Origin of the sequence: Mycobacterium paraterrae (assembly GCF_022430545.2) — a bacterium.
Lineage (GTDB): Bacteria > Actinomycetota > Actinomycetes > Mycobacteriales > Mycobacteriaceae > Mycobacterium > Mycobacterium paraterrae.
Genome location: NZ_CP092488.2, coordinates 4,092,434 through 4,119,058 on the forward strand (window position 1 = coordinate 4,092,434; position 26,625 = coordinate 4,119,058).

General features: G+C 66.2%; 24 protein-coding genes. 12 read left to right on the top strand and 12 right to left on the bottom strand.

Going from position 1 to position 26,625, the window contains the following annotated elements:
- Positions 1-20: 20 nt before the first annotated feature.
- From MKK62_RS19925 to MKK62_RS26470, 8 genes are all read right to left on the bottom strand, one after another.
- Complete coding sequence (locus tag MKK62_RS19925) at positions 21-1,589, bottom strand: polyamine aminopropyltransferase (protein ID WP_240258215.1); 1,569 nt, start codon at positions 1,587-1,589, stop codon at positions 21-23.
- Positions 1,586-2,041 (bottom strand): DUF350 domain-containing protein, encoded by a 456-nt coding sequence (locus MKK62_RS19930; protein WP_240258214.1) that lies wholly within the window; start codon positions 2,039-2,041, stop codon positions 1,586-1,588. Before MKK62_RS19930 ends, MKK62_RS19925 begins: the two co-directional genes overlap by 4 nt.
- Positions 2,042-2,063: 22 nt before the next feature.
- Entirely contained in the window at positions 2,064-2,495 is a 432-nt protein-coding gene (locus tag MKK62_RS19935; protein ID WP_240258213.1) for a DUF4247 domain-containing protein, read from the bottom strand.
- Positions 2,492-2,986, bottom strand: a complete 495-nt coding sequence (locus MKK62_RS19940; RefSeq protein ID WP_240258212.1) for a DUF2617 family protein — start codon at positions 2,984-2,986, stop codon at positions 2,492-2,494. Before MKK62_RS19940 ends, MKK62_RS19935 begins: the two co-directional genes overlap by 4 nt.
- 11 nt (positions 2,987-2,997) lie before the next feature.
- Positions 2,998-3,609, bottom strand: a complete 612-nt coding sequence (locus MKK62_RS19945) for a DUF4178 domain-containing protein (RefSeq protein ID WP_240258211.1) — start codon at positions 3,607-3,609, stop codon at positions 2,998-3,000.
- Positions 3,610-3,782: 173 nt separating this feature from the next.
- Positions 3,783-4,283, bottom strand: coding sequence for a hypothetical protein (locus tag MKK62_RS19950; RefSeq protein ID WP_240258210.1), 501 nt, complete (start codon positions 4,281-4,283; stop codon positions 3,783-3,785).
- Positions 4,284-4,363: 80 nt separating this feature from the next.
- Positions 4,364-5,581, bottom strand: a complete 1,218-nt coding sequence (locus MKK62_RS19955) for a class I SAM-dependent methyltransferase (protein WP_240258209.1) — start codon at positions 5,579-5,581, stop codon at positions 4,364-4,366.
- Positions 5,582-5,790: 209 nt separating this feature from the next.
- A complete protein-coding gene (locus MKK62_RS26470; RefSeq protein ID WP_286670868.1) occupies positions 5,791-8,727 on the bottom strand; it encodes a PGRS repeat-containing protein in 2,937 nt (978 codons plus the stop codon).
- 311 nt (positions 8,728-9,038) lie between these two features.
- On the opposite strand from MKK62_RS26470, the gene ruvC reads away from it, so the two are divergent.
- The 6 genes from ruvC (at position 9,039) to MKK62_RS19995 (ending at position 13,623) form a co-directional block, all read left to right on the top strand.
- Positions 9,039-9,593, top strand: coding sequence for a crossover junction endodeoxyribonuclease RuvC (gene ruvC / locus MKK62_RS19970; RefSeq protein ID WP_240258205.1), 555 nt, complete (start codon positions 9,039-9,041; stop codon positions 9,591-9,593).
- A 55-nt stretch (positions 9,594-9,648) separates the two neighbouring features.
- Positions 9,649-10,239 carry a Holliday junction branch migration protein RuvA gene (ruvA, locus tag MKK62_RS19975; RefSeq protein ID WP_240258204.1) on the top strand — a complete coding sequence of 197 codons (591 nt, stop codon included), beginning with the start codon at positions 9,649-9,651 and terminating at the stop codon, positions 10,237-10,239.
- A 106-nt stretch (positions 10,240-10,345) separates the two neighbouring features.
- Positions 10,346-11,398, top strand: coding sequence for a Holliday junction branch migration DNA helicase RuvB (gene ruvB / locus MKK62_RS19980; RefSeq protein WP_240258203.1), 1,053 nt, complete (start codon positions 10,346-10,348; stop codon positions 11,396-11,398).
- Positions 11,399-11,461: 63 nt separating this feature from the next.
- Positions 11,462-11,851: a DUF1304 domain-containing protein gene (locus tag MKK62_RS19985; protein ID WP_240258202.1), complete on the top strand. Its 390-nt coding sequence runs from the start codon at positions 11,462-11,464 to the stop codon at positions 11,849-11,851.
- A 115-nt stretch (positions 11,852-11,966) separates the two neighbouring features.
- Positions 11,967-12,641, top strand: coding sequence for a hypothetical protein (locus MKK62_RS19990; protein ID WP_434084970.1), 675 nt, complete (start codon positions 11,967-11,969; stop codon positions 12,639-12,641).
- A 343-nt stretch (positions 12,642-12,984) separates the two neighbouring features.
- Complete coding sequence (locus MKK62_RS19995) at positions 12,985-13,623, top strand: hypothetical protein (protein ID WP_240258200.1); 639 nt, start codon at positions 12,985-12,987, stop codon at positions 13,621-13,623.
- 76 nt (positions 13,624-13,699) lie between these two features.
- Here MKK62_RS19995 and car read toward each other — a convergent pair whose 3' ends face one another.
- Positions 13,700-17,212 (bottom strand): carboxylic acid reductase, encoded by a 3,513-nt coding sequence (gene car / locus MKK62_RS20000; protein ID WP_240258199.1) that lies wholly within the window; start codon positions 17,210-17,212, stop codon positions 13,700-13,702.
- Between the two features lie 461 nt (positions 17,213-17,673).
- Between car and MKK62_RS20005 the strand changes: the two genes are divergently transcribed.
- Entirely contained in the window at positions 17,674-18,168 is a 495-nt protein-coding gene (locus MKK62_RS20005) for a hypothetical protein (RefSeq protein ID WP_240258198.1), read from the top strand.
- Positions 18,169-18,172: 4 nt separating this feature from the next.
- Here MKK62_RS20005 and gabT read toward each other — a convergent pair whose 3' ends face one another.
- The 3 genes from gabT to MKK62_RS20020 all read right to left on the bottom strand — a co-directional run bounded on the left by gabT (position 18,173) and on the right by MKK62_RS20020 (position 20,684).
- Positions 18,173-19,513 carry a 4-aminobutyrate--2-oxoglutarate transaminase gene (gene gabT, locus MKK62_RS20010; RefSeq protein WP_240258197.1) on the bottom strand — a complete coding sequence of 447 codons (1,341 nt, stop codon included), beginning with the start codon at positions 19,511-19,513 and terminating at the stop codon, positions 18,173-18,175.
- A 100-nt stretch (positions 19,514-19,613) separates the two neighbouring features.
- The gene (locus tag MKK62_RS20015; RefSeq protein WP_240258196.1) at positions 19,614-19,859 is read right to left on the bottom strand and encodes a hypothetical protein; all 246 of its coding nucleotides are present in this window, start codon (positions 19,857-19,859) and stop codon (positions 19,614-19,616) included.
- A gap of 72 nt (positions 19,860-19,931) precedes the next feature.
- Positions 19,932-20,684, bottom strand: a complete 753-nt coding sequence (locus tag MKK62_RS20020; protein ID WP_240258195.1) for a nitroreductase family protein — start codon at positions 20,682-20,684, stop codon at positions 19,932-19,934.
- 80 nt (positions 20,685-20,764) lie between these two features.
- Here MKK62_RS20020 and yajC point away from each other — a divergent pair, with 80 nt between their 5' ends.
- The 5 genes from yajC to MKK62_RS20045 all read left to right on the top strand — a co-directional run bounded on the left by yajC (position 20,765) and on the right by MKK62_RS20045 (position 26,589).
- On the top strand, positions 20,765-21,094 hold the full coding sequence (gene yajC / locus MKK62_RS20025) for a preprotein translocase subunit YajC (RefSeq protein WP_240258194.1): 330 nt from the start codon (positions 20,765-20,767) through the stop codon (positions 21,092-21,094).
- 121 nt (positions 21,095-21,215) lie between these two features.
- A complete protein-coding gene (gene secD / locus MKK62_RS20030) occupies positions 21,216-23,108 on the top strand; it encodes a protein translocase subunit SecD (RefSeq protein WP_240258193.1) in 1,893 nt (630 codons plus the stop codon).
- 4 nt (positions 23,109-23,112) lie between these two features.
- On the top strand, positions 23,113-24,402 hold the full coding sequence (gene secF / locus MKK62_RS20035; protein WP_240258192.1) for a protein translocase subunit SecF: 1,290 nt from the start codon (positions 23,113-23,115) through the stop codon (positions 24,400-24,402).
- 4 nt (positions 24,403-24,406) lie between these two features.
- A complete protein-coding gene (locus tag MKK62_RS20040; RefSeq protein ID WP_240258191.1) occupies positions 24,407-26,071 on the top strand; it encodes an ABC transporter substrate-binding protein in 1,665 nt (554 codons plus the stop codon).
- Positions 26,068-26,589, top strand: coding sequence for an adenine phosphoribosyltransferase (locus MKK62_RS20045; RefSeq protein ID WP_240258190.1), 522 nt, complete (start codon positions 26,068-26,070; stop codon positions 26,587-26,589). Before MKK62_RS20040 ends, MKK62_RS20045 begins: the two co-directional genes overlap by 4 nt.
- Positions 26,590-26,625: the final 36 nt, after the last annotated feature.

The window sequence follows — 26,625 nt, forward strand, 5'->3', positions numbered from 1 at the left end:
CTTTGCGCCCGGATCGCCAGCTAGTCGTAGCCGTGGCGCATGTCCTCCACGATGCGCGGGTGCTCCAGCGTCGACGGCTCGAGGTTTTGCCGCCGCACATCGGGAGCGAAGACAGTCGCCGCGTCGAGCGTCGACTGATTGAGGTATCGCAGCGGCGGCGCGTTGTGCGGCACGGTCGGCTGCGGGGCCTGCTCACCCCGACGTGCCAGCGCAAAGCCCCAGTCCCCGAACGTCGGAACGTACACGTGATACGGCGTGATGGCGTAACCGGCGGCCGCGATCGTGGAAACCGTTCGCCAGTAAGCTGTGCGAGTCGAGTAGGGGCTGCCGGACTGCACCACCATCAATCCGCCGGGCGTGAGCACACGCGATACCAGCGCGTAGAACTCCGTGGAATACAGCCGACCCAGTACGGGCGTATCGGGATCGGGCAGATCGACGATGACGGCGTCGAAGCTGGGTGTCCTGGCGGCGCGCAGCCAGGTCATCGCATCGCCGGTCGCGATGTGCACACGCGGATTGTCGAGCGATCCTTCGTTGGCCGAACGCATTGTGGTGCGGGCCATTTCGACGACAGCAGGGTCGAGCTCGACCTGCACGATGTTGTCGACCCCGGGTACGCGCAGCAGTTCGCGCGCCGCCAGCCCGTCACCGCCACCCAGCACGAGCACCGAGCGCGCCCCGGCGCCGAGAGCGGGGTAGACCAGACTTTCGGTATACCGATACTCGTCGCGGGTGGAGAACTGTAAACCGCCGTCGAGATAGAGCCGCATGTCGTTTCCGCGGCGGGTGACCACGATCTCCTGGTAGGCGGACTGCCGGAACGCGATGATCGGGTCGGCGTAAAGCCGCTGCCGGCTGGTGGTTTCGATGTCCTTGGCCCGCACCAGCAACGTGGCGAGCAAGGCCAGCGCCAGGCCCAGTGAGGCCAGCGCGGTGATCAGCTGCCGCAGTGTCACGACGCGCCGCAGTAGGTAGACCGAAACCACGGCCGCGGCACACAGATTGATGATCCCGGTTGCCGCGGCCCCGCGGATCATGCCTAAGTGTGGCAACAGCAGGAACGGCCATACCAGTCCGCCGATCAAGGCGCCGGAATAGTCGGCGGCGTTGAGGTTGGCGAGCGTGCGGCCGGTCTCAGTGGGCTCAGCGGTGCGGCCCTGTTGCAGGAGGGTCATCAACAGCGGAACCTCGGCGCCGACCAGCGCGCCGATCAGCGCGGTACCCAGCGCCAGCATGAGCAGTGAGCCGCCGAAGAAAGAGAACATCACATACAGGCCGGCGGCTGACAAGCCGCCGACGACGCCCAGCAGTGCTTCGACCGCAACGAAAGCGATTGCCGCGCTGTGCAGTAGCGGCTTGACCAATAGTGCGCCCGCGCCCAGCGCGGCGATATAGCCGGCCACGATCAGCGAGGTGGCGACGATGCCGCCGCCGTTCAAGCTCGTCGAGAGGGTCAGCAGCGCCAACTCGTAGATGATGCCGCAGGCCGCACAAGCGGCCACCGCGGCCAGCAGCACGGCACGCCATCGCGTGCTGGTGACGGTCTTGTCGATCGTCGAATCATGTTGCGGCTCAGCGGCTGTCATGACAGCGCGGCGGCGGTGACTCCTCCGACGGCCAACAACATCACGGCCGTGGCGAACGCGGCCGGATGCAACTCAGGCTCGTCGACGTGTTCGTGGAACTCGCCAGGTATCACGACGTGCATGGCCAAGATGGCGACACCTTGCAGTATGACCCCGATGAGCCCGTATACGGCGACACCGACGAGTCCCTGACCGAGTTGGCGGTAGCTGCTGGTGATGGCGCAGATGACGACGGCCGCCACCGCAATGTAGTTGGCGCAGGCGAGGATCACCGCGTTGGGTCGACGATCGACGAACACCAATTGCCGCAGTTTTCCGGGCGTCAAAACGTCGACAACGATGAAGCCGAGGATGAGTACGGCGGTGCCGACCAGGAAGTACGAAATGGTCGCCAGCGCCCCCTGCAAGACCGGATTGAGGTCGATGGAGCCCAATTCAACGGCTAGATACATGATTTTCTCCTTCTGCTGCAGGTCATTTGGTTCCGCCCGGGCCGCCCGTGCTGCCGCCCGATCCGCCCGACGGGGATCCCGGGTAGAAGCCGGGTCCGAGAAATATGAATGCGCCGTGGCTGTAGCCGGCGGCCAGATCCTCGACGCGGATACTGCAGGGGTGCGTGCCCTCGGCGCCGACTGACACGATGGCGTCGTTGTACCGCAGGTATTCGGTGCCGCCATTGGACGCCCGAGCCGCCGGACTCTGGTAGCCGACCAGCGAGTTCGCGGTCTGTGCGGGTGATCCGGTGCACAGGTACCGTGTGCCGCCTGCATCGCGGGAGTACTCGTGATAACGGGAGGCAATGTATGACCGAATATCTTTGTGCTGCAGAGTTATTCCGAAGATGAGGCTCAAGCAGGCCGAGGTGGCCAGCCCGAAGGCCAACACGAACAACGCGTTGCGGCTCATGGGTGCCACCGGCTGCTGGTGTAGACGACCGTTCCGCCGGCTGCGGCGGGGTACAGGTGCCAGGTCTGCCAACGCCATCCGCTGCCGTCCGGCTCGGCGGCCAATGCGGTAAGGGCCGCGTCGTCACCGGGGAATGTGCCGCCGAGCCAACCGCTCTCTGCGGTGCAGCGTGCACGCAATCTCTCCGCGAGCTGTCGGAACGCGGACTCGTCGCACTGGTCGATCCGGGACTGGATGTGATAGCCGGCCGCCTGACTGGATTCAGGCAGCTTTCCCGCGAGATCACACGAAACTTGTTCAATGAAAACGGTATTCGGCTGGTTAACGGTGATGACGTGGGATGCGCCCAACACACCCAGGACCAGTGACCCGCCATGTGGGTGATCGAGGCGGCATGCCGCCAGAGGGAGCGGAGGCGGTGTGTTGAGGGCCAGCCCCAGCTCCGAACCGCGAACGTCGACAGGCGTGACCGACAAGTGATGGAGGGGCACCGAGGTAACCCCTACTCGGAAACCGGCGGTGGGGCCGGGTACACAGTGAGTTCGCCGGTCACCACGGCCTTGCCGGTCGATACCTCCCACGGCATGTCCGGCGCCCAGCGCTCGAAAGACAACAGAGCGGTCTCGTCGGCGTTGGCGTAGTCGACGAAGTCCATCTCGCCGCCGGCGGGCAGGCCGGTCGTGCCTTCGGTGGTGTAGCCGGCGTGCCCCCGCTCTGACTCGTGGTAGGTCACTCCGTCGATGACGTGCTGGCCGCCCGGCTGCAGTTGTAAGTCCTTGCGGGCGGTCCACATCGCCAGTTTGAGTCGCCCATCGTCGTCCTCGACGCTGAACCAGACGGGTTCGGCACCGCCTTCCAGGAGATGTTCCCACCAAACGAAGGGGCCTTCGCGATAGGTGACCGAACCGCGCACCACGTAGTCGACGCCGCCGTGGCTGACTATTGCTCCGGGACCAAGCTGGCGGGGTCCGAATTGCGGTGCGGCTGAGGCGAAGGCAAGCGGGTCTTGGCGGCCGCCGCCGCGTGGCGTCTTAGGACGGCGCAGGGCAACGACGAAGACGGCGATCGCTGCGACGAAAAGGACGGCGGCAAGCACGAGCAGCACTGACCCCATGCGCAACCTTTCTGTACGCGGGACCGCGGACGATGCGGTTCAAGGTAACAAGTTCTGCCGGGTCAGGGCGGACTACCGCGATCTTGATCGAGGACGCGGGCTCCACCGCGAATCACATTACGCATGTGCGCGGGCATTCGTCTGCCGCTTCGCGCTGAAGCGCGGGCGGGTCGTCAGGCGCAGAGTTTGTCGGCTGCGCCGAGTTGCGAATCAAGGTCGCGCCGCAACGACTCCTGCGCTTCGGCGGCCGACCGATTCAGGTAGTTGAGGCCAAGCTGTTCGATCGTGTCGGCCACCGAGTTGATCGCGTTGGCGACATCGCTCGGCGCGGCGGCGTTGGCATCGAGCCGGTCCTTCAGGTAAGCGCCACCGCCGAGCAGGGCCAACCGAGCGCTCGTGGCCACCGCGAGGTCGGCCGTCGGGTCGTTCGGCGGGCTTTGCAGATGCGTGTTGAGTACGACGGCGCCGTGAGTGGCGGCGTAGGCCTTGCACACGTTGGCTTTTGCGTCGCCACCTTGCTGCTTGGTACCGACAGCGTCGGTGTGTGTCGGACGAAAGTAGGCAAGCCCGGCGAGAACTAGGGCAACCAACGAAATCACCAGCGTGGCGAACAGCGGCCACTGTGGCTTACTGGCGACGGAATTGTTCTCCGCGGACTCAGGAGTGTCAGGCATTCGCCGAGGATATCCGCCACCGCTGTTACCCGAGGCGCATTGACGAACACATCTCGCTCACAACTGATTTCGCTTCGCCGCTACCCAGCGGGTGGAAGGGCCATCGCAAGAAAGTCAAGACGCCACAACGCCTGAAACAGCCTCCGCGCGAACTTCTCGAACTCGATTGTCCGCGCGCGTCCCGATCCTTGCCGCTGTGCAACAGCTGCGGCGATCTCGCGGATGGTGCGGTGCCCGTCGATGTTCTGTACGTAGGGCAGCTGAGCGGCGGTAAGGGGCATGCGCCAATTCGGCCGGAAGATATCGTCGCCGGACAACCCACACCGCATACGCATCAGCGGGACGTACTCAAGACTCTCAACCGTCGAAAAGTCAATGTCGTAACTCTTTTTCGGGCGATCGGGGCTGCACGCGATGAAGAAGTGGCAGGCGTTGGAGCTTTGGATACGTTCCATCGTCGACCAGATCTTGGGCCCGGGTTTTCCGCTGAGCGCCGCGGTGAGATCAGGAGCTGAGTTCAGCAAGTCGTGATGGTAGTAGGGCGCTTTCTGCAGCCAGCCTTGAAATTCAAGACCGGCCTCGGCGACCAGGTCGAAGCAGTCAGCGACCGTGTAGTTGCGGGCGCGACCGTGCAGGAACGTATCGACCAGGACGGCGTCGAATTGCGCGTCGCCCGACATCTTCAGGTAGCCGCGAGCGGGGTGGTCGGCCGGCAGCAGCGCAATAGTCTCTTTGACCACCCGCAGCGAGGCCTCGTCTTGCTGCAATCCCAAGTCGCGGAACGTCGATTCCAGCATCTCGACGCCAACCCGCCCGTACTTGGCGTAGAGCATCACACCGATCGCCCCAGCGGGCCGCAGGCATGCGGCCAGCGCCTTCATACCGACCACGGGCTCCGCCATGTGATGCAGTACGCCGGTCGACACGATGAGGTCGAAATCCGCTCCCAGCGTTGGCGATTCCTCGATCGGTAGCAGATGCAAGTCGAGGTTCGTCAAACCGTACTTGTCCTTCAGGTACTGCTGATGATCCAGCGACGGCTGGCTGACATCGATCGCTACCACCTTGGCGTCGGGGTTGGTGTAGGCGAAGACAGCAGCCTGGTTGGTACCGCAGCCGGCGATCAGGATGTCAAGGTCGGGCTTGTATTCGCGGTCAGGCCACAAGATTCGGGACGCGTGACGGGGATCGAACCATTGCCAGTTGCTGCGAAGCCATACTTCGAGGTCTTGGATTGGCTCGGGATACCGCCAACGCTCGTACTGGCGCGAAACGATGTCGGACGTGGGGTTGCTCATGTCAGCTTCGACTCCGATGGCGTACGTCGCATCGGGCGAGAATATCGGCGATTGCACGTTGGCGTTGACTTGTCGTCAGAACTGCCCGCGAGCCGTGGGTGATCGACATTGACCACGTTGTCGGCGACTTACGACGATCAGTTACACCGTCGACGAGGCAACCGCGGCCGAGTCTTTCGACCGGGCCGCGGCTGCCTGCGCTCAGGATCTCAGGGGTTGTTGGCCCCGTTCGCGCCGTTCGTGCCGGGCGTGCCGTTGGCCTGTGCGTTGCCTCCAGGCTGCCCGTTGCCCCCGACGGCGTTGGTGCCGTTGCCGCCGTCGCCGCCGGTCCCGCCGTTGCCGGCGCCACCTGTGCCTGCGGCGGTGCCGTTGCCGCCGGCCCCGCCGTTGCCGCCGGTGCCGTTGGCGGTGCTGGCGGTACCCGCACCGCCGTCACCGCCTGCGCCACCGGTCGCGCCAGCGGTGGTCCCGCCCACGCCGCCGGCCGCGCCGACGCCGCCTTTGGCGTTGAGGGCGGTCGTTCCGGTGTTGCTCAAAATGGCGTTGCCGCCGTTGCCGCCTGCCCCGCCGGGACCCGCCGAGCCGGCCGCACCGCCAGCCCCACCCGCGCCCCCGACGGCCGAGCCGCTGCCCGATCCTGCAACGCCTGAGCCGCCGTTGCCGCCGGCGCCGCCGACTGCGCCGGCCGTCGTGCCACCAGTCCCGCCGACGCCGCCCGCTCCGCCGGTGCTGTTGCCGCTACCACCCGACACAATGGCGTTGCCGCCGTTGCCGCCTGCTCCACCGGTGGCTCCAGCGACGGTGCCGTTGCCGCCCGCCGCACCGGCTCCGCCGGTGGCTGTGGTGCCACTGAAAGCGGTGGCTGCCAGGCCGCCGTCTCCGCCGTTACCGCCGGCCACGCCGGTGCCGCTGGCTCCGCCGGCGCCACCGACCGCGACGCCGTTGTTGACGACTTGGCTGCCCGCGCCGCTGCCGGCGGAGACGCTAGCGGCACCGCCGTCACCGCCGACTGCACCCGCGGACTGACCGGCGCCACCCACGCCTCCGGTCGCGGTGCCGCCGGAAACCATACCGCCGGTGGGCGAACCGCCACTGCTGTTGCCGAGGCCACCCGACAGCACGGCGCTGCCGCCGGTTCCGCCGTCGCCGCCGCTGGTGCCGGCGCCGCCCGCGCCCCCGGTCGCAGTGCCGCCGGCAAAGCCGGGCTGGTTTCCAGCGACCGGACCGGATTGCAGCTGGCCGCCGGACGCGCCGATGAGCCCACGGCCGCCGTCGCCCCCGACGCTGCCCACACCGGTGCCGGAGCCACCAGCGCCGCCGGTTGCCGTGCCGCTGACTGTCCCGCTGTTGATCGGATTGAGAGAAATGTTTCCGTAGCCGCCGCTGAGGATGCCTTGGCCGCCGTCGCCGCCGTCGCCGCCGTCGGCGCCCGCTCCACCGGCGCCGCCGGTGGCGGTGCCACTCGCGAGGCTGCCGACGCCGTTGGACTCGATCACAGCGCCTCCGCCGTCGCCGCCCGTTGCGCCGTTGGCGCCACCGGCGCCGCCGACGCCACCGACCGCTTTGCCGCCGACGATCGAGCCACCGTTTGCGTTGAGATCTGCGGATCCGCCCTGACCGCCGACGCCGCCCGTCGCCGTGGTGGACCCGGCGCCACCGGCGCCGCCCGCGCCACCGGTCGCGGTGGACGTTCCGCCAATGAGCCCGCCGCTGTTGGTACTGGTAACGGCCCATCCGCCGCCGCCGCCGCCACCGCCACCCTGGCCGGCTGCATCCGCGGTCCCGACACCACCCGCACCACCGGCGCCACCGGCGCCACCGGTCGCGGTCGCGCCGGTCGCGCTGACGGAATCACCGGCCCCACCGGCGCCACCGGAGCCACCGTTGCCGTCGAGCCCGCTTGCGCCTGCGAAGCCGGACGACGTTCCCGCGCCGCCCGCCAACCCGCTGTGGCCGCCTTCGCCACCTGTACCACCGACGCCGCCGAAGCCCATTGACTTGAGGTTGTCGAGGTCGCCGAGGGCGCCCGCGCCGCCATTGCCGCCGACACCGCCGTTACCGCCACTGCCGCCAAAGCCAAACAGCCCGGCCGTGCCGCCGTTGCCGCCGAGGCCACCTTCGCCGCCGTCACCGCCGCTGCCGTCGCCGGTGATGAACGAGCCTGTGGTGCCGTTCAGGCCGGCACCGCCGCTTCCGCCGTTGCCGCCCGAGCCGAGGAACGAGAACTGGCCGCCGTTGCCGCCGTTACCGCCCGTACCTGCGGCCTGGGTCGCGGTGGCGGCGCTTCCGGCGCCACCGGCGCCACCGTTGCCGAGGGATCCATAGGTGGCGCCGTTGCCGCCGTTGCCGCCGACGAAGCCCATGCCGCCGTTTCCGCCGGAGCCGGAGAACGCGAACTCTCCGGTGTTGCCGCCGTTGCCGCCGATACCGAGGCCGCTGCCGTCGCCGCCGAGACCACCGTTGCCGCCGTACATGCCGCCGAGGCCGCCGGCGCCGCCGTCGCCACCGCCGAAGCCGTCGCCGCCGGCCCCGCCGTTGCCGAACATTCCGGCGTCACCGCCCGCGCCGCCATTGACGTCGACGCCGGTGAGCGCGGTATACCCGTCGCCACCGTTGCCGAAGTAGATGCCGCCGTCCTGGCCATTGATGGAGTCGATGGTTCCGTTGGCGCCGTTGCAGATGTAGCCGCAGGAGTCGGCAACCGCGGCGGGGTTCATCTGGACTAGCCAGGTGTTGAGGTCCTCGGTCATGGGGTTTTCGATCCAGCTGGTCTGCAGGCCTTGCCAGAAGTCCGTGAACGGGTCCGAAGCCGCGCTCGAGCCGGCAGAGGCAGCGCCGAAGACGTTGTCGAGACCTGCCGACGCGTCGGCCGCCGACCACGCGGTCAGCGCGGTGTCAAGGCTGTCAACCCAGCTCCCCAGGCTAGCGCCGAAGGCCGGGTCGAGGCTGGTGATCGAGGCGACGATCGGATCGATGATGCTGTCCAACCCGAAATCATCTGCGTGAGCCGCCGGCGCGCTTGCCAGCGGACCCAAACCCAACGCCAGAAACGCGCCGGCACTACCGCCGAGCCCCATCATGCTCGAGCGACGACGCGCTTTGCTTCGGCGCCGCTGCCGGCTCCCCCCGGAGTGCTTACCGGCCATGATCGCTCCCCCTTGCAGAAGTGAAGATTCTCGGTTCTCACTGAGCAATTAGCTCAGCGTCTTCTCATACAAGAGGAACCGTCGAATGATCTTGATGGAAACTTCCGAGTTCATCCAAACATGAAATGCCGTGAACGAACGGGCTTTTGCATTCGGCTGCGTAAATAAAAATAATCCAAGCGTTGTATGAGAACGGAATTTTGTCAGCCCGCCGTCACCGACACGTTTCTCACCCCGCGTGTCCCTCACCTGTACTCGGCGCCGCGATCGCTACTCTGATCGAACAGCTGTTCGGCGCTCGAGGAGGTCAAGTGCGCGTGATGGGCGTCGACCCCGGCCTGACCCGCTGCGGGCTGTCGGTGATCGAAAGCGGCCGCGGCCGCCACGTCGTCGCGTTGGACGTCGACGTGGTGCGCACGCCGTCCGAGGAGCCGCTCGCGCGGCGACTCCTGACGATCAGCGATACCGTCGACCATTGGATGGACACCCACCTCCCGGACGTCATTGCGATCGAGCGGGTCTTCGCCAACCAGAACGCGAACACAGCGATGGGGACGGCGCAGGCCGGTGGGGTGATCGCACTCGCTGCCGCCAAGCGCGACATCGATGTCCACTTCCACACACCGAGCGAGGTCAAGGCCGCGGTGACGGGCAACGGGCGTGCCGACAAGGCTCAAGTCACCGCGATGGTCACCAAAATCCTTGCGTTACAGACCAAGCCCACGCCGGCCGACGCCGCGGATGCGCTCGCGCTGGCCATCTGCCATTGCTGGCGGGCACCGATGATCGCCCGGATGGCCGCCGCGGAAGCCATTGCGGCCGAGCAGCGTCGCACTTACCAGGCCAAGCTCAAGGCCGCTCGATGACCGGCGGCGACGATGCAGAGCGCCGCGTGAGCGGTGTCGAGGAGGAGCGGCGCACATGATTGCCTCCGTGCGGGGCGAGGTGCTCGACATCGCCCTCGACCACGTCGTCATCGAAGCCGCGGGCGTGGGCTACAAGCTGATGGCGGCTCCGTCGACACTCGCGACGCTGCGGCGGGGGAGCGAAGCACGCTTGATCACCGCGATGATCGTCCGCGAAGACTCGATGACGCTCTACGGCTTTCCCGACGGCGACGCCCGCGACCTGTTCTTGACGTTGCTCGGCGTGTCCGGCATCGGCCCCAAGATCGCGTTGGCGACGCTTGCGGTGTATGACGCAACCGCGCTTCGGCAGGCCCTCGCCGACGGTGACGTCGCCGCCCTGACCCGAGTGCCGGGCATCGGCAAACGCAGTGCCGAGCGGATGGTGCTCGAACTGCGCGACAAGATCGGGCCGGTCTCGGCCTCGGCGGGCGCCGCGGTCAACGGCCATAGCGTCCGCGGACCGGTCGTGGAAGCTCTTGTGGGCCTTGGCTTTGCGATCAAGCAGGCCGAAGAGGCCACCGACAAGGTGCTCGCGGCTGACCAGGACGCCACCACCTCGACCGCGTTGCGCTCTGCACTGTCGCTGCTGGGGAAGACGAAATGAAGCGCGCCGATGACGATGATGCCGGCGTAGCCGGGATCGAGGAGTGGCGCCATGTGTGACGCCGATGACGATGATGCCGGCGTAGCCGGGATCGAGGAGTGGCGCCATGAGTGACGCCGATGACGCCGAGGACCGGGAGGTCTCGGCAGCTCTGACCGTCGGCGAGGGGGATGTCGACGCCAGCCTTCGCCCGCGCTCGTTAGGCGAATTCATCGGCCAGCCGCGGGTGCGTGAACAGCTGCAACTGGTCATCGAGGGCGCCAAGAATCGCGGCGGCACACCGGATCACATCCTGCTCTCCGGTCCTCCGGGACTGGGCAAGACGTCGTTGGCGATGATCATCGCCGCCGAGCTCGGCTCCTCGCTGCGCGTGACATCGGGTCCGGCGCTGGAACGTGCCGGGGATTTGGCGGCGATGCTGTCCAACCTGGTCGAGCACGACGTGTTGTTCATCGACGAAATCCACCGCATCGCCCGGCCCGCGGAGGAGATGCTGTACCTGGCGATGGAAGACTTCCGGGTCGACGTCGTCGTCGGCAAAGGCCCTGGGGCAACGTCGATTCCGTTGGAGGTGGCACCGTTCACATTGGTCGGTGCGACCACTCGCTCTGGTGCGCTCACCGGCCCGTTGCGCGACCGCTTCGGCTTCACCGCACACATGGACTTCTACGAGCCGGCCGAGCTGGAGCGCGTACTGAGCCGCTCGGCGGGAATACTCGGGATCGAATTGGGCGCCGAAGCCGGCGCGGAGATAGCGCGCCGCTCGCGGGGCACCCCGCGCATCGCCAACCGTCTGCTACGCCGAGTGCGCGACTACGCCGAGGTGCGCGCCGACGGGGTGATCACCCGCGATGTCGCCAAGGCCGCGCTCGCGGTCTACGACGTCGACGAACTGGGCTTGGACCGACTCGACCGCGGCGTGTTGTCGGCGCTGACCCGCAGCTTCGGTGGCGGCCCGGTTGGCGTGTCCACGCTGGCTGTCGCCGTCGGCGAAGAGGCCACCACCGTCGAAGAGGTATGCGAGCCTTTCCTGGTGCGGGCGGGCATGATCGCCCGCACACCGCGCGGCAGGGTGGCGACCCCGCTGGCGTGGACGCATCTGGGCATGACACCACCCCCGCGGGCCAGCGGTTTGGGGCAGCCGGGACTGTTCGAGTAGCGGTGATCGCGAGCGCGGCGCAGCCGGGTCAATCGGGTCGCCGACGTCGACTAGGAGGTCGGAATGATTACCGCAGCTGTCGTATTCGCCGGACTGGCGGCGTTACTGCACGTCTACATCTTCACGATGGAGTCGCTGACATGGACCAGCAAGCGCACCCGCGCCACATTCGGAACGACAGCAGAGGAAGCCGAAACCACCAAGCTGCTGGCGTTCAATCAGGGCTTCTACAACCTTTTCCTAGCGATCGTCACAGGCGTCGGAATTGGCGCAATCGAGCTGGGACACAAGGGTGTTGGCGCAGCCCTCATATTCGCCGGCGTCGGTTCGATGGCCGCGGCGGCCATCGTGCTGCTGGCCTCGGCGCCGGATAAGGCTCGGGCGGCACTGACGCAAGGCATCTTTCCAGCCATCGCGGTCGTCCTGCTGGTGACCGGACTCGTTGCCCGGTAACGGCCCGGGTTAAGCGCCGCAATAGCTGTCGAAAGTGATCTCGGTTACTCCACTGCGCCAAACGGGTACTTCCAGGGAATCTGACACCTCGGTGTCCCGTATGAGGAGACTCGATATGAATTACCGGCGAGAAGCACCCGGCCGCCTGTACATGCCGCGCAGCCGTGGGGCGATGAGCGGATTGCTCCTGATCATCCTGGGGGCGTTGATCCCCTTCCTCGGCCCGTATCTTCACTTTGCATACACACCTGATCAGCCCTGGGTATGGAACGTCGCACGAGGGTGGCTTGAGGTGTTGCCCGGCGTTGTCGCCGCCGTGGGTGGCCTTTTACTCCTGCTTTCAGGTAACCGGGCGACCGCCATGCTCGGCGGCTGGCTGGCCGTAGCCGGCGGGGCATGGTTCGTGGTCGGTCGGTCGCTCGCACCAGCACTTCGACTCGGCAGCGTGGGTGACCCGATCGCTGTCACCGACGCCAAGCGAGCCGCGCTCGAAATCTGCTACTTCTCCGGACTGGGCGCGCTGATCGTCTTCCTGGGCGCTGCGATGTTGGGCCGGGTTTCGGTCCGGGCGGCGCGTGATCTCGAGTACGTGACGCGAGACGACGTCGAGCCGTTGGCGCCCGCATCAGACGACTACGCGGCCAGCGCACCCGTGGCGGCGGCAGCGGCACCGACCGAGGTGATCGACACATCCCGGGCTCATGACGCAGACACCGCGGAAGAGACCCGGCGGGAACCCAAACGCGGACTTTTCCGCAGGCGGCGCGTCCACGTAGGGGCGGGCCGCTGACCTGATCTCACCAACATTTAGCCGGTCGCTGCGAACTTGCAGCGACCGGCTAACGCTATTTGTCGCCGTCCTATCGCCGTCGGAACCTGAATAAACTCAGCGGTTGCTAACGTTCGCAATCTTCGGCGAACGCCGCGTAACTGGACGTATCGAGGTGTCGAGGCCCGTTGCTCGCTACGCCTGTGCGGTGGGCTGCTCTGAGGTGGGTCTAAGACACGGCGGCTAACTTGACCGTCGAGTAGACAGCACCGGTTCAGTCGGCGCGTTTGAGAACTCAGCCGCGCTCGACACCCCGGTGTCCCGCCCGACACCACGGTGTCCACTGGTTGAGGAGGACTCGAAAATGACTGATTCGCGGTCAGGTTTTGGCAGCCTGCGCATGCCGCGCAGCCGTGGCGCGGTGAGCGGGTTGCTCCTGCTGATCCTTGGCGCCTGGGGAGCTTTGATTCCCTTCATCGGCCCCTACTTCCATCTGGCCTACACACCTGGCTCCGCCTGGCTGTGGACCACGTCTCGCGCCTGGCTGGAGGTGTTTCCTGGGGTCACGGTCGTCGTGGGAGGCTTTCTGCTGCTGGTTTCCGGAAACCGTGTCACCGGAATGTTCGGCGGCTGGCTGGCCGTAATCGCCGGTGCATGGTTCGTCGTCGGTCGCGCTCTGGCGCCGACCTTGGGCCTCGGTGATGTCGGCCAGCCGATGGCGGTGACGGACGCGAAGCGGGCCGTCATCGACATCACCTATTTTTCCGGGCTGGGCGCGCTGATCATTCTGATCGGGGGAGCGGTACTGGCACGCGTCACGATCCAGACCGCACGGGACGTCGAGTTGGCCCGGCAGGCCGCCGGGGTTCTTGCGACCAGGAACTCCGGTGCGTACAGCACGTCGGCTGCCCGCACCGAAGTGTTGACCCCTGCCCAGGCGCACGCAGGAGGACACAGGGGCGGCTTGTTCCGCCGGCGCAGCGCAGGCGTGACCAGTCATTGACGTGAAAGTTTGACCTCGAAGAAGCACTGAAGGCCGACCGCCACCGGCAAGGGGGCGGTCGGCCTTCGACGTGTTGTCAGAGCAGTCCGAGTAGTTGCAGATCGGTGATGTACTTGACGATTACCGGCTGCGAGATGTGCGGAATGTCTTTGTCCGGGCCGATTTTGGCTTCCTGCACCGCGGCGCGGAACAGGTCAGTAGGCGCCATCGATCCGTTGATCGGCTTGTCCGGGTGCTGATAGTTGTGCAGCAGGGGCAGTAGCGAGTACTGACGCTGCCGTTCGGGCAGCCCACGCAGCGCGCCCTCGAAGCGCTGCAACCACGTTCCGTAGTCGTCGACGCGCTGCACCGAGTACCCGGCGTCGGTCAACCAGTCGACGTACTGGTCCAGTCCGATGCCGTCGTCGTACGGGTTCATCACGTGATACGTCTGGAACTGCTCGACCACTTGGGCGCCCAACGTCGAGATCGCCTCGGCGATGAATTCGACTGGCAGCCCGTCGTAGTGAGAGCGTTGCCGATTGCCGTCCGCGTCGAGTTCGTAGAACGACTTGGGGGCAATGCCGGTGGCAACCAGGCTGAGCATCAACCGGGTGAACATGTCCGGCAGGTTCAGCTGACCCGCGTACGTGGTGTCGGCCAGGATCATGTCGCATCGGAACACCGCCACCGGCAGACCGCACAGATCGTTAGCCTCACGCAGCAACACCTCGCCGGCCCACTTGCTGTTGCCGTAGCCGTTGGCGTAGCTGTCGTTGATCCGACGGGTGGGGCTGATCTCCCGGATGTCGGCGTCTTCGACGAACTTTCCAGGCTGGATCTGGTCGCCCACGCCGATCGTCGACACATAGGTGTACGGCTTGATCTTTGTGGTCAACGCGATCTTGATCAGCTCGGCGGTGCCCAACGCGTTGGGGCCGAACAACTCGCTGTAAGGCAGCACGTGGTTGACCAACGCGGCGGGGTCGACAATCAGATCGACGGTGTCGGCCAGTCGCTGCCAAGTGTGCGGATCGAGGCCGAGGTTGGCCTCGCCCTTGTCGCCGGCGACGACCTCCAGGTGATCGGCGGCCAGGCTCTCGTAGTGCGCCAACAACTTCGGGTCACCGCTGTCGAACGTCTTGTCAAGACGGGCCCTCGCCTCTTCGTCAGTCTTGGCCCGTACCAACGCGATCACCTTGCCGTCGACCAAGTCCATCCGCTCGAGCCATTCCAGCGCCAGGTAGCGGCCCAAGAAGCCGGTCGCGCCCGTCAATAGCACCGTCCGCACTTCCCTGTTCGCCTTAGGCAGGTCGGGTGCCGCGGTCAGCGTGGCCTCGTCAAGGAATTTGTCTAGCGTCAGCTCGGAGGCGTGCACCTCGACAGCGTCGCGGCCGTGAACCGCGGCGAAGCTCGGCCGCTTGGTGCCCTGTCGTTCGGCTTCGATGTAGTTCGCGATGGCTTGTAAGTCGTTTGCCGGGCTGACAATCACACCAACCGGCACGTCGACGTCGAAGATCTCATGCAGCAGGTTGCCGAATGTCAACGCCGACAACGAGTCTCCACCGAGGTCGGTGAAGTGCGCGTCGGGCGTCAGGTCGGACTTCGCCGCGCCGAGCATCGCGGCAGCCGCTCGGCTGACGGTCTGCAGGGCCGGGGCGTCGGCGCCACTGCGGCGCAGCTCGTTGAGTTCATCGGCCTGGCCCTGGGCCAGGTCGGCGTAGAGCTGCTCGAGGCGCTCACCGTAGTGCTGCTTGAGCTTCGGCCACGCCAGCTTGCGAATACCGGTCAGCAGACCGTTCTCGAGGCTGAACGGCGTCTTTTCGATGATGAAGTCGCGCGGCACCTCATAGGACTGCAAATTCGCTTGTCGCGCAACGGCTTGCAACGACTCCGCGATTCGAGGCTTGAGGTTCTCGTCGTCGTAGGTCGCCAGCGCGTCATTGCTCGGCACCACGACCGCCAGCAAGTACGGCTGTGCGCTGTTGCCGTAGATGTAGATCTGGCGGACCAGCGGGCTGTTCCCGAACTCCGCCTCCAGCTTTGCCAGCGTGACGAATTCACCCTGCGCCAGCTTCAACACATTGTTGCGACGGTCGACGTAGACCAAGTGATCAGGCGAGGTCTCGGCGAAGACGTCGCCGGTGCGGTAGTAACCGTCGTCGTCGAAGACTCCTGCCGTGGTCTCGGGCCGCTTGTAATAGCCGGGGAACATGTTTCCGGTCTTGAGTAGCAACTCACCGCGCGGGTAGGGCCGGTCGGTGCCGTAGTAGCCGAGATCAGGCACGTCGACCAGTTTGTAGTCGACTACCGGCGGGCGCTGGATCTCACCGTCGAACAAGACCATGCCGGCTTCGGTAGAGCCATAGCCGTCCAGCAGGTGGATGTCGAGCAACGACTCGACCCAGCTGCGTAGCTCGGGGGAGATGGGGGCGGAGCCGGTCATCGCGAAGATGTATCGGCCGCCCAGCAGCTCGTGACCGACTTCGGCCAGCACCTGAGCTTCGACGGTTTCGCGGTCGGCGCCCTCGGCGATCCGTCGCCCGACCTCGCTTTGGTACTCGCTGTAGAGCATCTCCCAGATGCGGGGCACGAAGTTCAGTTCGGTTGGCCGGACGAGGCGCAGGTCCTCGAGGAGGGTCGACAGGTCGCTCTTGGCCGAGAAGTAGGCGGTGCCGCCGTTGCCGAGTGTGCCGTACAGAATACCGCGCCCCATGACGTGGCTCATCGGCATGAAATTGAGCGTGATCGACGCGGCGCTCGGGCCGAACCAGTTCTTGGTCGACCTGTTCCACATCTTTGCGACGTTGCTCTGCGGGTACATCGCGCCCTTAGGGGCGCCAGTGCTGCCCGAGGTGTAGATCAGCAACGCCAGCGGGTCGTCATCTCCAGCCTCGGCCATCTCGGTCGCGGGCAGCTTCGCGCCGCGTTCGCGGACTTCGTCGAGGGTTTCGATGGTGATCGCGTGCGCGGCGAGACGCTCGTGCGCCTCGTTCAGCAGTTCGCGGTTCTCGTCGATCTCACTGCGGTAATCGAAGACGATCAGTCGTGCCGGGGTGTGCCCGGCTTCGGCGCCCGCCAGTATGACGTCAACGGCGTCGGACAGGTAATCGATGCTGGCCGCGAAAACGCTGGGTTCGGTCTCGGCGACGATCGGCTGGAGTTGGGTGATCGCCGCGCTGGTCTGCAGCGGGACGGAAACGGCGCCAGCCAGCACCAAGGCGATGTCGATGGTGGTGTAGTCGACGCTGGTGAAGCCGAGAACGCAGACTCGGTCGCCGCGCTTGACCATGCCGTCGGTCAGTGCGCGGGAGAACTGATCCACCCGGTCGGCCAGTTCCCCGTAGGTGACGTGGGAGAACCAGGGCAGCAGCGTGGCGGTGGTGCGTCCCGTCTGCGGATCTGTGACCAGTTCAAAGGCGCGCTGAGCGAGTGCTGGGCGGTCGGAATAGCCCTCCAGCGCTGCCTTGATGACGCGGGGAAAGCTTTGGCCGGCGGCCTCGATCGCGGCGCTGACGGCTGGGTCTGGTGCCGCGGCCGCGAATTCGGGGTCGTTGGCGGCCAACTCTGCGACGCGACGTTCTTGGTCTTCATGGAGCTCAGTCGACATATCAGAACCTCACAACTGTGTGAATTGGGGAAATCTACCCGTGCCACGCTGCACGTAACGAGTACTACGTTAGCAAAGGTAACGATATTCCAGAGATTTGCGGATGGCGGCAATGTGTGACTCATTGCACGGCCCCGACGCGCGAGAGGCAGTAACGGCGTCGGAACCAAGTTGTGTGGGTACCCAGAAAAGATGCGCTCACTACGCCCATGGGCCTCGCTCCGCAATCATTCACCGACGTGCGCTTGCGGGCCTCGGGCATACCGGTGGTCGTCAAAAGGCCCGAGTCCGAGTGGCGCTAGGGACCGGAAAGCCGTTGATTCATACCGCATCCCGGTCACAAGGTTGCCGGAGGCGTTGTCGCGCAACGTCGTTCGCCGAGTGGGTTCCGGCATCCGGACGGATTTTTGGGTGTCGACCCATCTGCGACCGGTTCCCGGTGTGAATTACCGTTCACCATTATGACCCGCACAGACAGGCGTGGAAGGCCGCTGAAAGCCTTTCTGCAAGCCGAAATCACCGGCGCAGACGTCACGATCGAAGAGATGCGCCGGGCGTGCGGGTTGACGCGGGCCAGCTACTACGGCGAACCCAGTGGCACCGGCCGGGGGTTCGACGATAACTTCCCGAATTCCGAAGAGCTTCGCCAGATAGCGGAATATTACAAGCTGGGCGACAACGGCTGGGTCAGCCTCTTGGTTGAATTCGGTTGGCTTGAGCCGATTCCCGGCTCTCTGCGGATGCCCTTCACCGCCGACAAGACGGACGCGCCGCTGACCGCCCCGGTCAGTATGGTCCCCGTGCGCGACGCGCTGGCCCGGTATCAAAACGCGTCGGTTCTCATCATCTCGCCTGATGCGGCCGAAGTGTCACTGGCACCGTTGCGCAACGCGCTACAGGAAAACCCCGACGGACTCGTCATGGTGTTCGGCGCCACACCGCTTCGGGACCGCTAAGTCCTCAGAGCTCAGCTAGCGCACCGGTCAGCACGTCGAGGCCTTCGTTGAGCAGGTCGTCGGTAATTGTCAACGGCGGCAGAAACCGCACGACATTGCCGAAGGTGCCTGCCGTCAGCACGATCACGCCGGCGGCGTGCGCTGCGGTCGCTAGAGCGTTGGTCAGCTTGGCGTCGGGCTCGGCGCTGTCTGGTTTGACGAATTCCACGGCGATCATCGCGCCGCGGCCGCGCACGTCGCCGATACGGTCGTCGGAGGCTTGCAGCGCATGAAGTCGGTCTTTCATCAGCCGCTCGATCTGGCGGGCCCGCTCGATGAGCCCGTCGGCCTCGATCGTGTCCAGCGTGGCCAGCGCGGCGGCACACGCGAGTGGGTTGCCGCCGTAGGTGCCACCCACGCCGCTGGGGTGCGGGGCGTCCATGACGTCGGCGCGGCCAGTGACCGCGGACAGCGGCAACCCGTCGGCGATGCCCTTCGCAATGCAGATCAGGTCGGGCTCGATGCTCTCGTGCTCGCAGGCGAACATCGCCCCGGTCCGAGCAATGCCCGTCTGCACTTCGTCGGCGATGAACACCACGTTGTTCTCTCGGCACCAGGAGAGCAGCGCCGGCAGAAAACCTTCTGCGGGCACGATGAAGCCGCCCTCGCCTTGGATGGGTTCGATGATGACCGCCGCCAGGTTGTCGGCACCCACCTGCTTGGCAATGATTTCGATGGCGCGGCGGGCGGCCAGTTCGCCGTCGGTGGCCATTTCCTTGTCGATCAGGCCGTCGCGGAAGGGATAGGACAGCGGCGCACGGTAAATCTCTGGCGCGAACGGGCCGAATCCACTCTTGTACGGCATGGATTTCGCGGTGAGCGCCATCGTCATGTTGGTACGGCCGTGATAGGCGTGGTCGAAGGCAACCACCGCAGACTTCTTCGTATAAGAGCGGGCGATCTTGATCGCGTTTTCAACGGCCTCGGAGCCCGAATTGAACAGCACCGACCGTTTTTCGCCCGAACCGGGGGCAATTCGGTTGAGCCTTTCGGCGACCGCCACATACTCCTCGTACGGCGTCACCATGAAGCAGGTGTGGGTGAAATCGGCGACCTGTGCGCGGACCGCGTCGACGACGCGCGGCGCAGAGTTGCCGATCGTGGTGACCGCGATTCCTGACCCGAGGTCGATGAGCCGGTTGCCATCGACGTCTTCGACAATCCCGCCCGCCGCGCGCGCGGCGAACACCGGCATGGTCATGCCCACCCCGGCTGAGACCGCTGCGGCGCGGCGTTTGGTCAATTCAAGCGACGCCGGACCGGGGATTTCGGTGACGAGGCGGCGGCTCTGTTCAATGGCGGGCACGCCAGCAGCGTAGCCCGGCGATGCGACGAGCCGCGAGACTCGGCGAGAAGACGACCAGGTGAAATCCAGCCGCGCGCGGGGCGCGGCTGGCAATCAGTTGTCAGCCGGCTGCGGTGTGTCCCAACTCGCGGCAGACGTTGCCGTTCGGGTCCCACCACTGGCCGGGAGGGCAGTTCAGCGCCGGGCCCTGGCCAAGCGGGCGGCAGATGTTGCTGTAGGCGTCCCAGTACTGGCCGGGCTCGCAGTTCGCGGGCGGATCGGCCCAGCTGGTAGCGGACGTCGCAAAGGCTACGGCTCCAGCGGCCAACACCAGTGCGCTCGCCAACCGGCCAATAAGATTTTTCACTTCAGACCTCCTCGGTAGCCACTGTGAAGTTGCTGAAGGCAACGATTCACTCTTGCCACGATCCGACACGGTCTAAACCTGGAAGGCCGGGCCGTCGATCGAATCGACCGTAACAAACGAGCTCACAGGTTCGCGGCGAAGTCGACGAGGCCGTCGGACGGGATAACCGAGCGCGATCACCGCGGCCAGCGCCAACGGGTCGGCAGCCCCAAGAATGGCCTTGACTTCGGCCTCTTCCCGGATCGCGATCGTGGTGATGACGCCACCGAGGCCCTCGTCGCGTGCGGCCAGCATGACGTTCCACGCGAACGGATAGATGGATGCGCCCGCGGCGAACGTATAGCGGCCCGCGTCGCGGTCGATCGCGGCCAATTTCGACAAGTCGGCGAACACCGCCAGCAATACCGGAACCTTATCGAAGTTTTCCGCGAAAACGGCTGGCGCCGAGAGGTTTTCGGCGGCAAGCGCCCGAGCCTCTGCGGCGCGATCGTTGGTCGGTGACCACGGCCGCAGGCCCGCGGCGGCAAGCGCTTGGTAGTCCCGCCAGCCCTTGAGGTAGCAGTCCCGCAGCCGACGACGGTTCTCGGCATCCTTGATCACCACCACTCGCCAGGCCTGAGCATTGCTGCCGCTGGGGGCAAATCGGGCGGTGTCGAGCACTCGAGCCAGCACGGCGTCGTCCACGGCCTGATCGGTGAACTCGCGGACGGCGCCGGTGCTGCGCAACGCTTCAGCGAGCGGCAACGATGCAGGCCGAGCATCGTGCTGAGGTGGGGGCACCTCCCGCGTGCGGGGGAACGTCGGTCCGTCGGAGATGGGCTCCATCGCTCAATGATCGAGGATGGCGACGGCCTGATGGCACACTGGTGACCGTCCAGCGACGTCGACGAAAGATCTCTGCCTTCATGAACCAAACGGTTGTGTTCCTGCCGATGCTGATCGTCTTGGGGGCGTTCATGTTCTTTGCGTCGCGCCGTCAGAAGCGCGCGATGCAGGCGACCATCGATCTGCACGAGTCGCTGGCCATCGGTGATCGAGTGCAAACCACGTCCGGCCTGCACGGCACCATTACGCGGATCACCGACGACGTCGTAGACCTCGAGGTCGCACCAGGGGTCGTGACCACCTGGGTGAAATTGGCGGTCGCGAGCCGCATTGAACCGGAAACCCTGGACAACGGGGTCGACGAGGCCGGCGATCTTGCCGACGAGCCGGGCCGACTGCCCAACGACTGAGGTTGTGGGCCCGCCACGTACCCTTTTCGGTGCAGTCGAACCGAGCGGGGCGCTGGAGGCCAACGGCGGGGCGGCGACTTGCAGAACAGCGCAGCGCGCATGAGCGGAGGAGACGCAACACGTGGCATCGCCATCGGCGCCGGTGCACCCTGGCCGCTATCTGGCGGTATTCCTGGTCTTGCTGATCGGGGTCTACCTGTTGGTGTTCCTCACCGGGAACAAGCGTCCTGACCCTAAGCTCGGAATCGACCTCCAGGGCGGCACGCGGGTGACGTTGACCGCGCGGACACCGGACGGATCGCGTCCGACCAAGGAAGCGCTGTCGCAGGCGCAGTCCATCATCAGTGCCCGGGTAAACGGCCTTGGTGTTTCTGGGTCCGAGGTGATCGTCGACGGTGACAACCTGGTGATCACCGTTCCGGGAACCGACGGAAACGAAGCCCGCAACCTCGGGCAGACGGCGCGTCTCTACATCCGGCCAGTAATCAACGCTCTTCCCGTCGACCCCGCCGGCGCGCAGGGTGGTCCGCGGTCACCTGCTCCTCGGGGCCCCCAGGGCGGTCCGGGCGGTGAGCCGGGAGCGCTCGCACCTGGAGCGGCGCCGGATGCGCCGGCGCCTGGGGCTCAGCCCGGCGGCCCGGCCGAGTTGGCGCCCGCGCCTGATGGTGGGAATGCTGGACAACCCAATCCGCCTGCTAACCCGCCCGGTGGCCCGGCAGTTCCGCCGCAGCCGCGTCCCTACCCCCAGGACGCTCCCGCGACCCCGACCCCGGCGCCACCACCGGCCCCAGCGTCACCGGCCCCAGCGTCGCCCTCGACGGCGGCCGAGCAGCCTGCGCCCGCGGCGCCTCCACCGATCCAGCCGGGTCCGCCAGACCCGCGCAAGGACCTCGCCGAGCGAATTGCCAAGGAGCGAGAGTGGCGGCAGAGCACGAACAAGGGCGTGCAGTTCTTGGCGCTCCAATATGAGGCCACCCGGTGCTTCCAAGAGGACATCCTGGCAGGCAATGACGACCCCCAGCTGCCGCTGGTGACCTGCGACAAGGACCACAAACAGGCCTACCTGCTCGCGCCGTCGATCATCAGCGGTGACCAGATCGAGAACGCCAGTTCTGGTCTGGATCAGCGCAGTGGCGGTTACATCGTCGATGTCCAGTTCCGCAGCGGTGCGGCGAACACCTGGGCCGACTTCACTGCCTCGCACATCGGCACTCAGACGGCGTTCACCCTGGACTCGCAGGTGGTCAGCGCACCTCAGATTCGGGAAGCGATTCCCGGGGGCCGCACGCAGATCACCGGTGGGGACCCGCCGTTCACCGCGAGCTCGGCCAAAGCGCTTGCCAACGTCCTCAAATACGGCTCGCTGCCGCTGTCGTTCGAGTCGTCGGAAGCTCAAACCGTTTCCGCGACACTGGGATTGACGTCGCTGCGAGCGGGCCTGATCGCCGGCGGTATCGGGCTGATCCTGGTGCTGCTCTACTCGCTGCTGTACTACCGAGTCCTCGGGGTGCTCACCGCGTTGTCGTTGGCGGCTTCGGGCGCAATGATTTTCGCCATCCTGGTGCTCCTCGGCAGATACATCAACTACACCTTGGACCTGGCCGGCATCGCGGGTCTGATCATCGGTATCGGCACGACCGCCGATTCGTTCGTGGTCTTCTTCGAACGCATCAAAGACGAGATCCGCGACGGCAAGCGATTCCGGTCCGCGGTTCCCCGCGGCTGGGTGCGGGCTCGTCGGACGATCCTGTCGGGCAACGCGGTGACCTTCCTGGCAGCCGCCGTTCTCTACGTGCTGGCGATCGGCCAGGTCAAGGGTTTTGCGTTCACGCTGGGACTCACAACGGCCCTCGACACCGTGGTGGTGTTCCTGGTGACGTGGCCACTGGTCTACTTGGCGGGCAAGTCGGCCAGGTTGGCGAAGCCGGCATACAACGGCCTGGGCGCGGTCCAGCAGGTCGCGCGCGAACGGAGCGCAGCGAAGTCCGGAGCCTACGCGACGGAACGGGGGTAGCGAGATGGCGTCAAATGCAGACACAACTGGCACCGACGACACGACCGCCGTCGAGATCGACAAGGAGACGGCGCGCGTGGTTCGCCCGAGCGGCGACGACTCGGCGGTTCTGCCGCACCACAGCTTCCTGTCCCGGCTGTACAGCGGTACCGGTGCCTTCGAGGTGGTCGGACGACGCACGTTGTGGTACGCGATCAGCGGGGTGATCGTCGCGATCGCGATCATCAGCATCCTGTTGCGCGGCTTCACCTTTGGCATCGATTTCAAGGGCGGCACGACGATGTCGATGCCGGTTGTCGGCGACAAGGGACACGCCACCGTCAGCCAGGTCGAGGATGTCTTCCGAAAGACGCTGGGCAATGACCCGGAGACGGTGGTGATCGTCGGCAGCGGATCGTCGGCGACTGTGCAGATTCGCTCGGAAACCTTGTCGAACGACAAGACCGAGAAGCTGCGCGACGCGCTGTTCGACCAGTTCGCGCCTAAGGGTTCCGACGGACAGCCCAGCAAGAAGGCCATCTCGGATTCCGCGGTGTCATCGACGTGGGGCGGGCAGATCACCAAGAAGGCGGTCATCGCCCTGGTGGTGTTCCTGGTGCTGGTCAGCCTGTACATCACCGTCCGCTACGAGCGCTACATGGCGATATCCGCGCTCACCACCATGGTTTTCGACCTGACCGTCACCGCCGGTATTTACTCGCTGGTCGGTTTCGAGGTCACCCCGGCCACCGTCATCGGTCTGCTGACGATCCTGGGTTTTTCGCTCTACGACACGGTGATCGTGTTCGACAAGGTCGAGGAGAACACCCACGGCTTCCAACACACCACCCGGCGTACCTTCGCCGAAGAAGCCAACCTCGCGATCAACCAGACCTTCATGCGATCGATCAACACCAGCCTGATGTCGACGCTGCCGGTGCTGGCCCTGATGGTGGTGGCAGTGTGGCTGCTCGGTGTCGGCACCCTCAAGGACCTGGCTCTGGTGCAGCTGGTCGGCATCATCGTCGGCACCTACTCGTCGATCTTCTTCGCCACGCCGCTACTGGTCACGCTGCGCGAACGCACCGAGTTGGTTCAGACTCACACCCGTCGGGTGCTGCGCCGACGCGGACCCGATGGCACCAAGGCCCCGATCAGCAAGCGACAAAGCGCCTCGACCGAGGACTCGGCGGAGTCGGCGCCGGCTGCTGTTGCCGCAACGCCGCCGCCCAGCAAGCCGGCCCCCGGCGCCAGGCCCGCGCGCAACCCTGCAGGCCGCCACGCGCGGCCGACCGGCAAGCAGAACAAACGCTAAGGCGATGATGCCCTGGCGTCGGCGCATGGGCGCCAGTGGTCTGGCTGTCATGCTCACAGCACTGGTGCCGGCGCTGCTGACGGGCTGCTCTGGCAGCGCGGCAGGCCAGGTCGACTACGTCGTCGACGGCGCGCTGGACTCCTACAACACCAACACGGTGAGCGGTGCCGCGTCCGCCGGAGCGCAAGCATTCGCCCGCACGCTCACCGGATTCGGCTACCACGGGCCCGACGGTCAGGTCGTCGCCGACCACGACTTCGGCTCGATCTCGTTGGTCGGCGGATCGCCGCTGGTGCTCGACTACCAAATCGCCGACAACGCGGTCTACTCCGACGGAAAACCAGTCACCTGTGACGACCTGGTGTTGGCCTGGGCCGCCCAGTCGGGCCGGTTTCCCGGCTTCGACGCCGCAAGCCAGGCCGGTTACGTCGACGTCACCTCGATCGACTGCCAACCCGGGCAGAAGAAGGCGCGAGTGTCGTTCGCTCCAGACCGCAACATCGTCGACTACAACCAGTTGTTCACCGCCACCGCGATCCTGCCGTCGCACGTCATCGCCGAAGAACTCGGCATCGACACCACCGCCTCGCTGCTCGGCAACAACGCGCCGAACATCGCCCGCATCGCGCAGACGTGGAACACCACCTGGAACCTGAAGCCGGGCACCGAGGCCGGCGTCATCGCCAAACACTTCCCGTCGTCGGGGCCATACAAGGTCGAATCTGTGATGGACGGCGGCGCAGTCGTTCTCGTCGCGAACGACAAGTGGTGGGGGCCCAAGCCGATGACCAAGCGGGTCACCGTCTGGCCGCAGAAAGCCGACATCCAGGACCGGGTGAACGACAAGAGCGCCGATATCGTCGACGTTGCCGCCGGCTCATCGGGAGCCCTGGCCACGCCGGACAACTACCGGCGCACCGACGCGCCGTCCGACGGCATCGAACAACTGATTTTCGCACCGGCCGGGCCGCTCGCCGACGTCGCGGCCCGCCGCGCTGTCGCATCGTGCACCCCGCGCGACGTGATCGCGCGCGACGCGCAGTCGCCGATCGCCAATGCGCGGTTGCACCCGGCTGTTGACGACGCCATCGGGCAGGCCGAGAACATCCCCGAGGCGGCCCGCTTCCTCAAGGCCGATCCGGTGGCGGCGCGCGGCGAGTTGAAGAACAAGCCGCTGCCCGTGCGGATCGGCTACCGCGGACCCAATGCGCGACTGGCGGCCATTGTCGGCGCGATCGCCAAAGCCTGCGGCCCGGCCGGAATCACGGTGTCGGACGTGACGTCCGACTCGGTTGGCCCGCAGGCTCTCAAGGACGGGAAGATTGACGTGCTGCTGGCCAGCACCGGCGGCGCCACCGGCAGCGGTTCGACCGGCTCGTCGGCCATGGATGCCTACGACCTGCACACTGGCAACGGGAACAACGCGTCGGGGTTCACCAACGGGCAGGTCGACGGCATCATCGCCTCGCTGGCGGTATCGGCCGATCCTGCCGACCTGGTCCGCCTGCTGGCCGAAAGCGCGCCCGTGCTGTGGGGAGCAATGCCGACCCTGCCGCTGTACCGCCAACAGCGGACCTTGCTGGCCTCGAAGAAGATGTACGCGGTCGGCACCAACCCCAGCCGCTGGGGCGCCGGCTGGAACATGGACCGTTGGGTTTTGGTGCGATGACGGCAGCCGACCTGGTCGTCGCGCTGACCCGGCAGGTCGCCGACTTCCCTTCGCCGGGAGTCCAGTTCAAGGATCTGACGCCGCTGCTCGCCGACCCGCGCGGGCTGGCCGCGGTGACTGACGAGATCGTCGACGTCGCCTCAGGTGCCGACCTGATCGCCGGGATCGACGCCCGCGGGTTCCTGCTCGCCGGCGCCGTCGCGGCCCGGCTGGGAACCGGTGTCCTGGCCATCCGCAAGGGCGGCAAACTCCCACCGCCCGTACACACCGAGCATTATCAGCTCGAATACGGCACCGCGAGCCTCGAGCTGCCCGCCGACGGAATCGAACTGACCGGTCGCAACGTTGTCGTCGTGGACGACGTACTGGCCACCGGCGGCACGCTGGCGGCGGCTCATCGCCTCCTCGACCAGGCCGGCGCTCAGGTGAGTCGCGCGGCGGTGGTCATCGAACTGATTGGCCTTGGGGGCCGCGACAACGTTGCGCCGCTGCCGGTACACAGCGTTTGCGTGTTCTAGGCGCTCGAGTGTGCGGGCGTCGAGTGTCAGTCACGG

Coding starts and splice junctions, on each gene's coding strand:
- car (WP_240258199.1), bottom strand. CDS start 17,212: ATGTCGACTGAGCTCCATGAAGACCAAGAACGTCGCGTCGCAGAGTTG.
- MKK62_RS20005 (WP_240258198.1), top strand. CDS start 17,674: ATGACCCGCACAGACAGGCGTGGAAGGCCGCTGAAAGCCTTTCTGCAA.
- MKK62_RS19955 (WP_240258209.1), bottom strand. CDS start 5,581: ATGAGCAACCCCACGTCCGACATCGTTTCGCGCCAGTACGAGCGTTGG.
- MKK62_RS19950 (WP_240258210.1), bottom strand. CDS start 4,283: ATGCCTGACACTCCTGAGTCCGCGGAGAACAATTCCGTCGCCAGTAAG.
- MKK62_RS20020 (WP_240258195.1), bottom strand. CDS start 20,684: ATGGAGCCCATCTCCGACGGACCGACGTTCCCCCGCACGCGGGAGGTG.
- MKK62_RS26470 (WP_286670868.1), bottom strand. CDS start 8,727: ATGGCCGGTAAGCACTCCGGGGGGAGCCGGCAGCGGCGCCGAAGCAAA.
- MKK62_RS19935 (WP_240258213.1), bottom strand. CDS start 2,495: ATGAGCCGCAACGCGTTGTTCGTGTTGGCCTTCGGGCTGGCCACCTCG.
- ruvA (WP_240258204.1), top strand. CDS start 9,649: ATGATTGCCTCCGTGCGGGGCGAGGTGCTCGACATCGCCCTCGACCAC.
- ruvB (WP_240258203.1), top strand. CDS start 10,346: ATGAGTGACGCCGATGACGCCGAGGACCGGGAGGTCTCGGCAGCTCTG.
- MKK62_RS19985 (WP_240258202.1), top strand. CDS start 11,462: ATGATTACCGCAGCTGTCGTATTCGCCGGACTGGCGGCGTTACTGCAC.
- MKK62_RS19995 (WP_240258200.1), top strand. CDS start 12,985: ATGACTGATTCGCGGTCAGGTTTTGGCAGCCTGCGCATGCCGCGCAGC.
- MKK62_RS20040 (WP_240258191.1), top strand. CDS start 24,407: ATGATGCCCTGGCGTCGGCGCATGGGCGCCAGTGGTCTGGCTGTCATG.
- yajC (WP_240258194.1), top strand. CDS start 20,765: ATGAACCAAACGGTTGTGTTCCTGCCGATGCTGATCGTCTTGGGGGCG.
- MKK62_RS19945 (WP_240258211.1), bottom strand. CDS start 3,609: ATGGGGTCAGTGCTGCTCGTGCTTGCCGCCGTCCTTTTCGTCGCAGCG.
- MKK62_RS19990 (WP_434084970.1), top strand. CDS start 11,967: ATGAATTACCGGCGAGAAGCACCCGGCCGCCTGTACATGCCGCGCAGC.
- MKK62_RS19930 (WP_240258214.1), bottom strand. CDS start 2,041: ATGTATCTAGCCGTTGAATTGGGCTCCATCGACCTCAATCCGGTCTTG.
- MKK62_RS19925 (WP_240258215.1), bottom strand. CDS start 1,589: ATGACAGCCGCTGAGCCGCAACATGATTCGACGATCGACAAGACCGTC.
- MKK62_RS20045 (WP_240258190.1), top strand. CDS start 26,068: ATGACGGCAGCCGACCTGGTCGTCGCGCTGACCCGGCAGGTCGCCGAC.
- secF (WP_240258192.1), top strand. CDS start 23,113: ATGGCGTCAAATGCAGACACAACTGGCACCGACGACACGACCGCCGTC.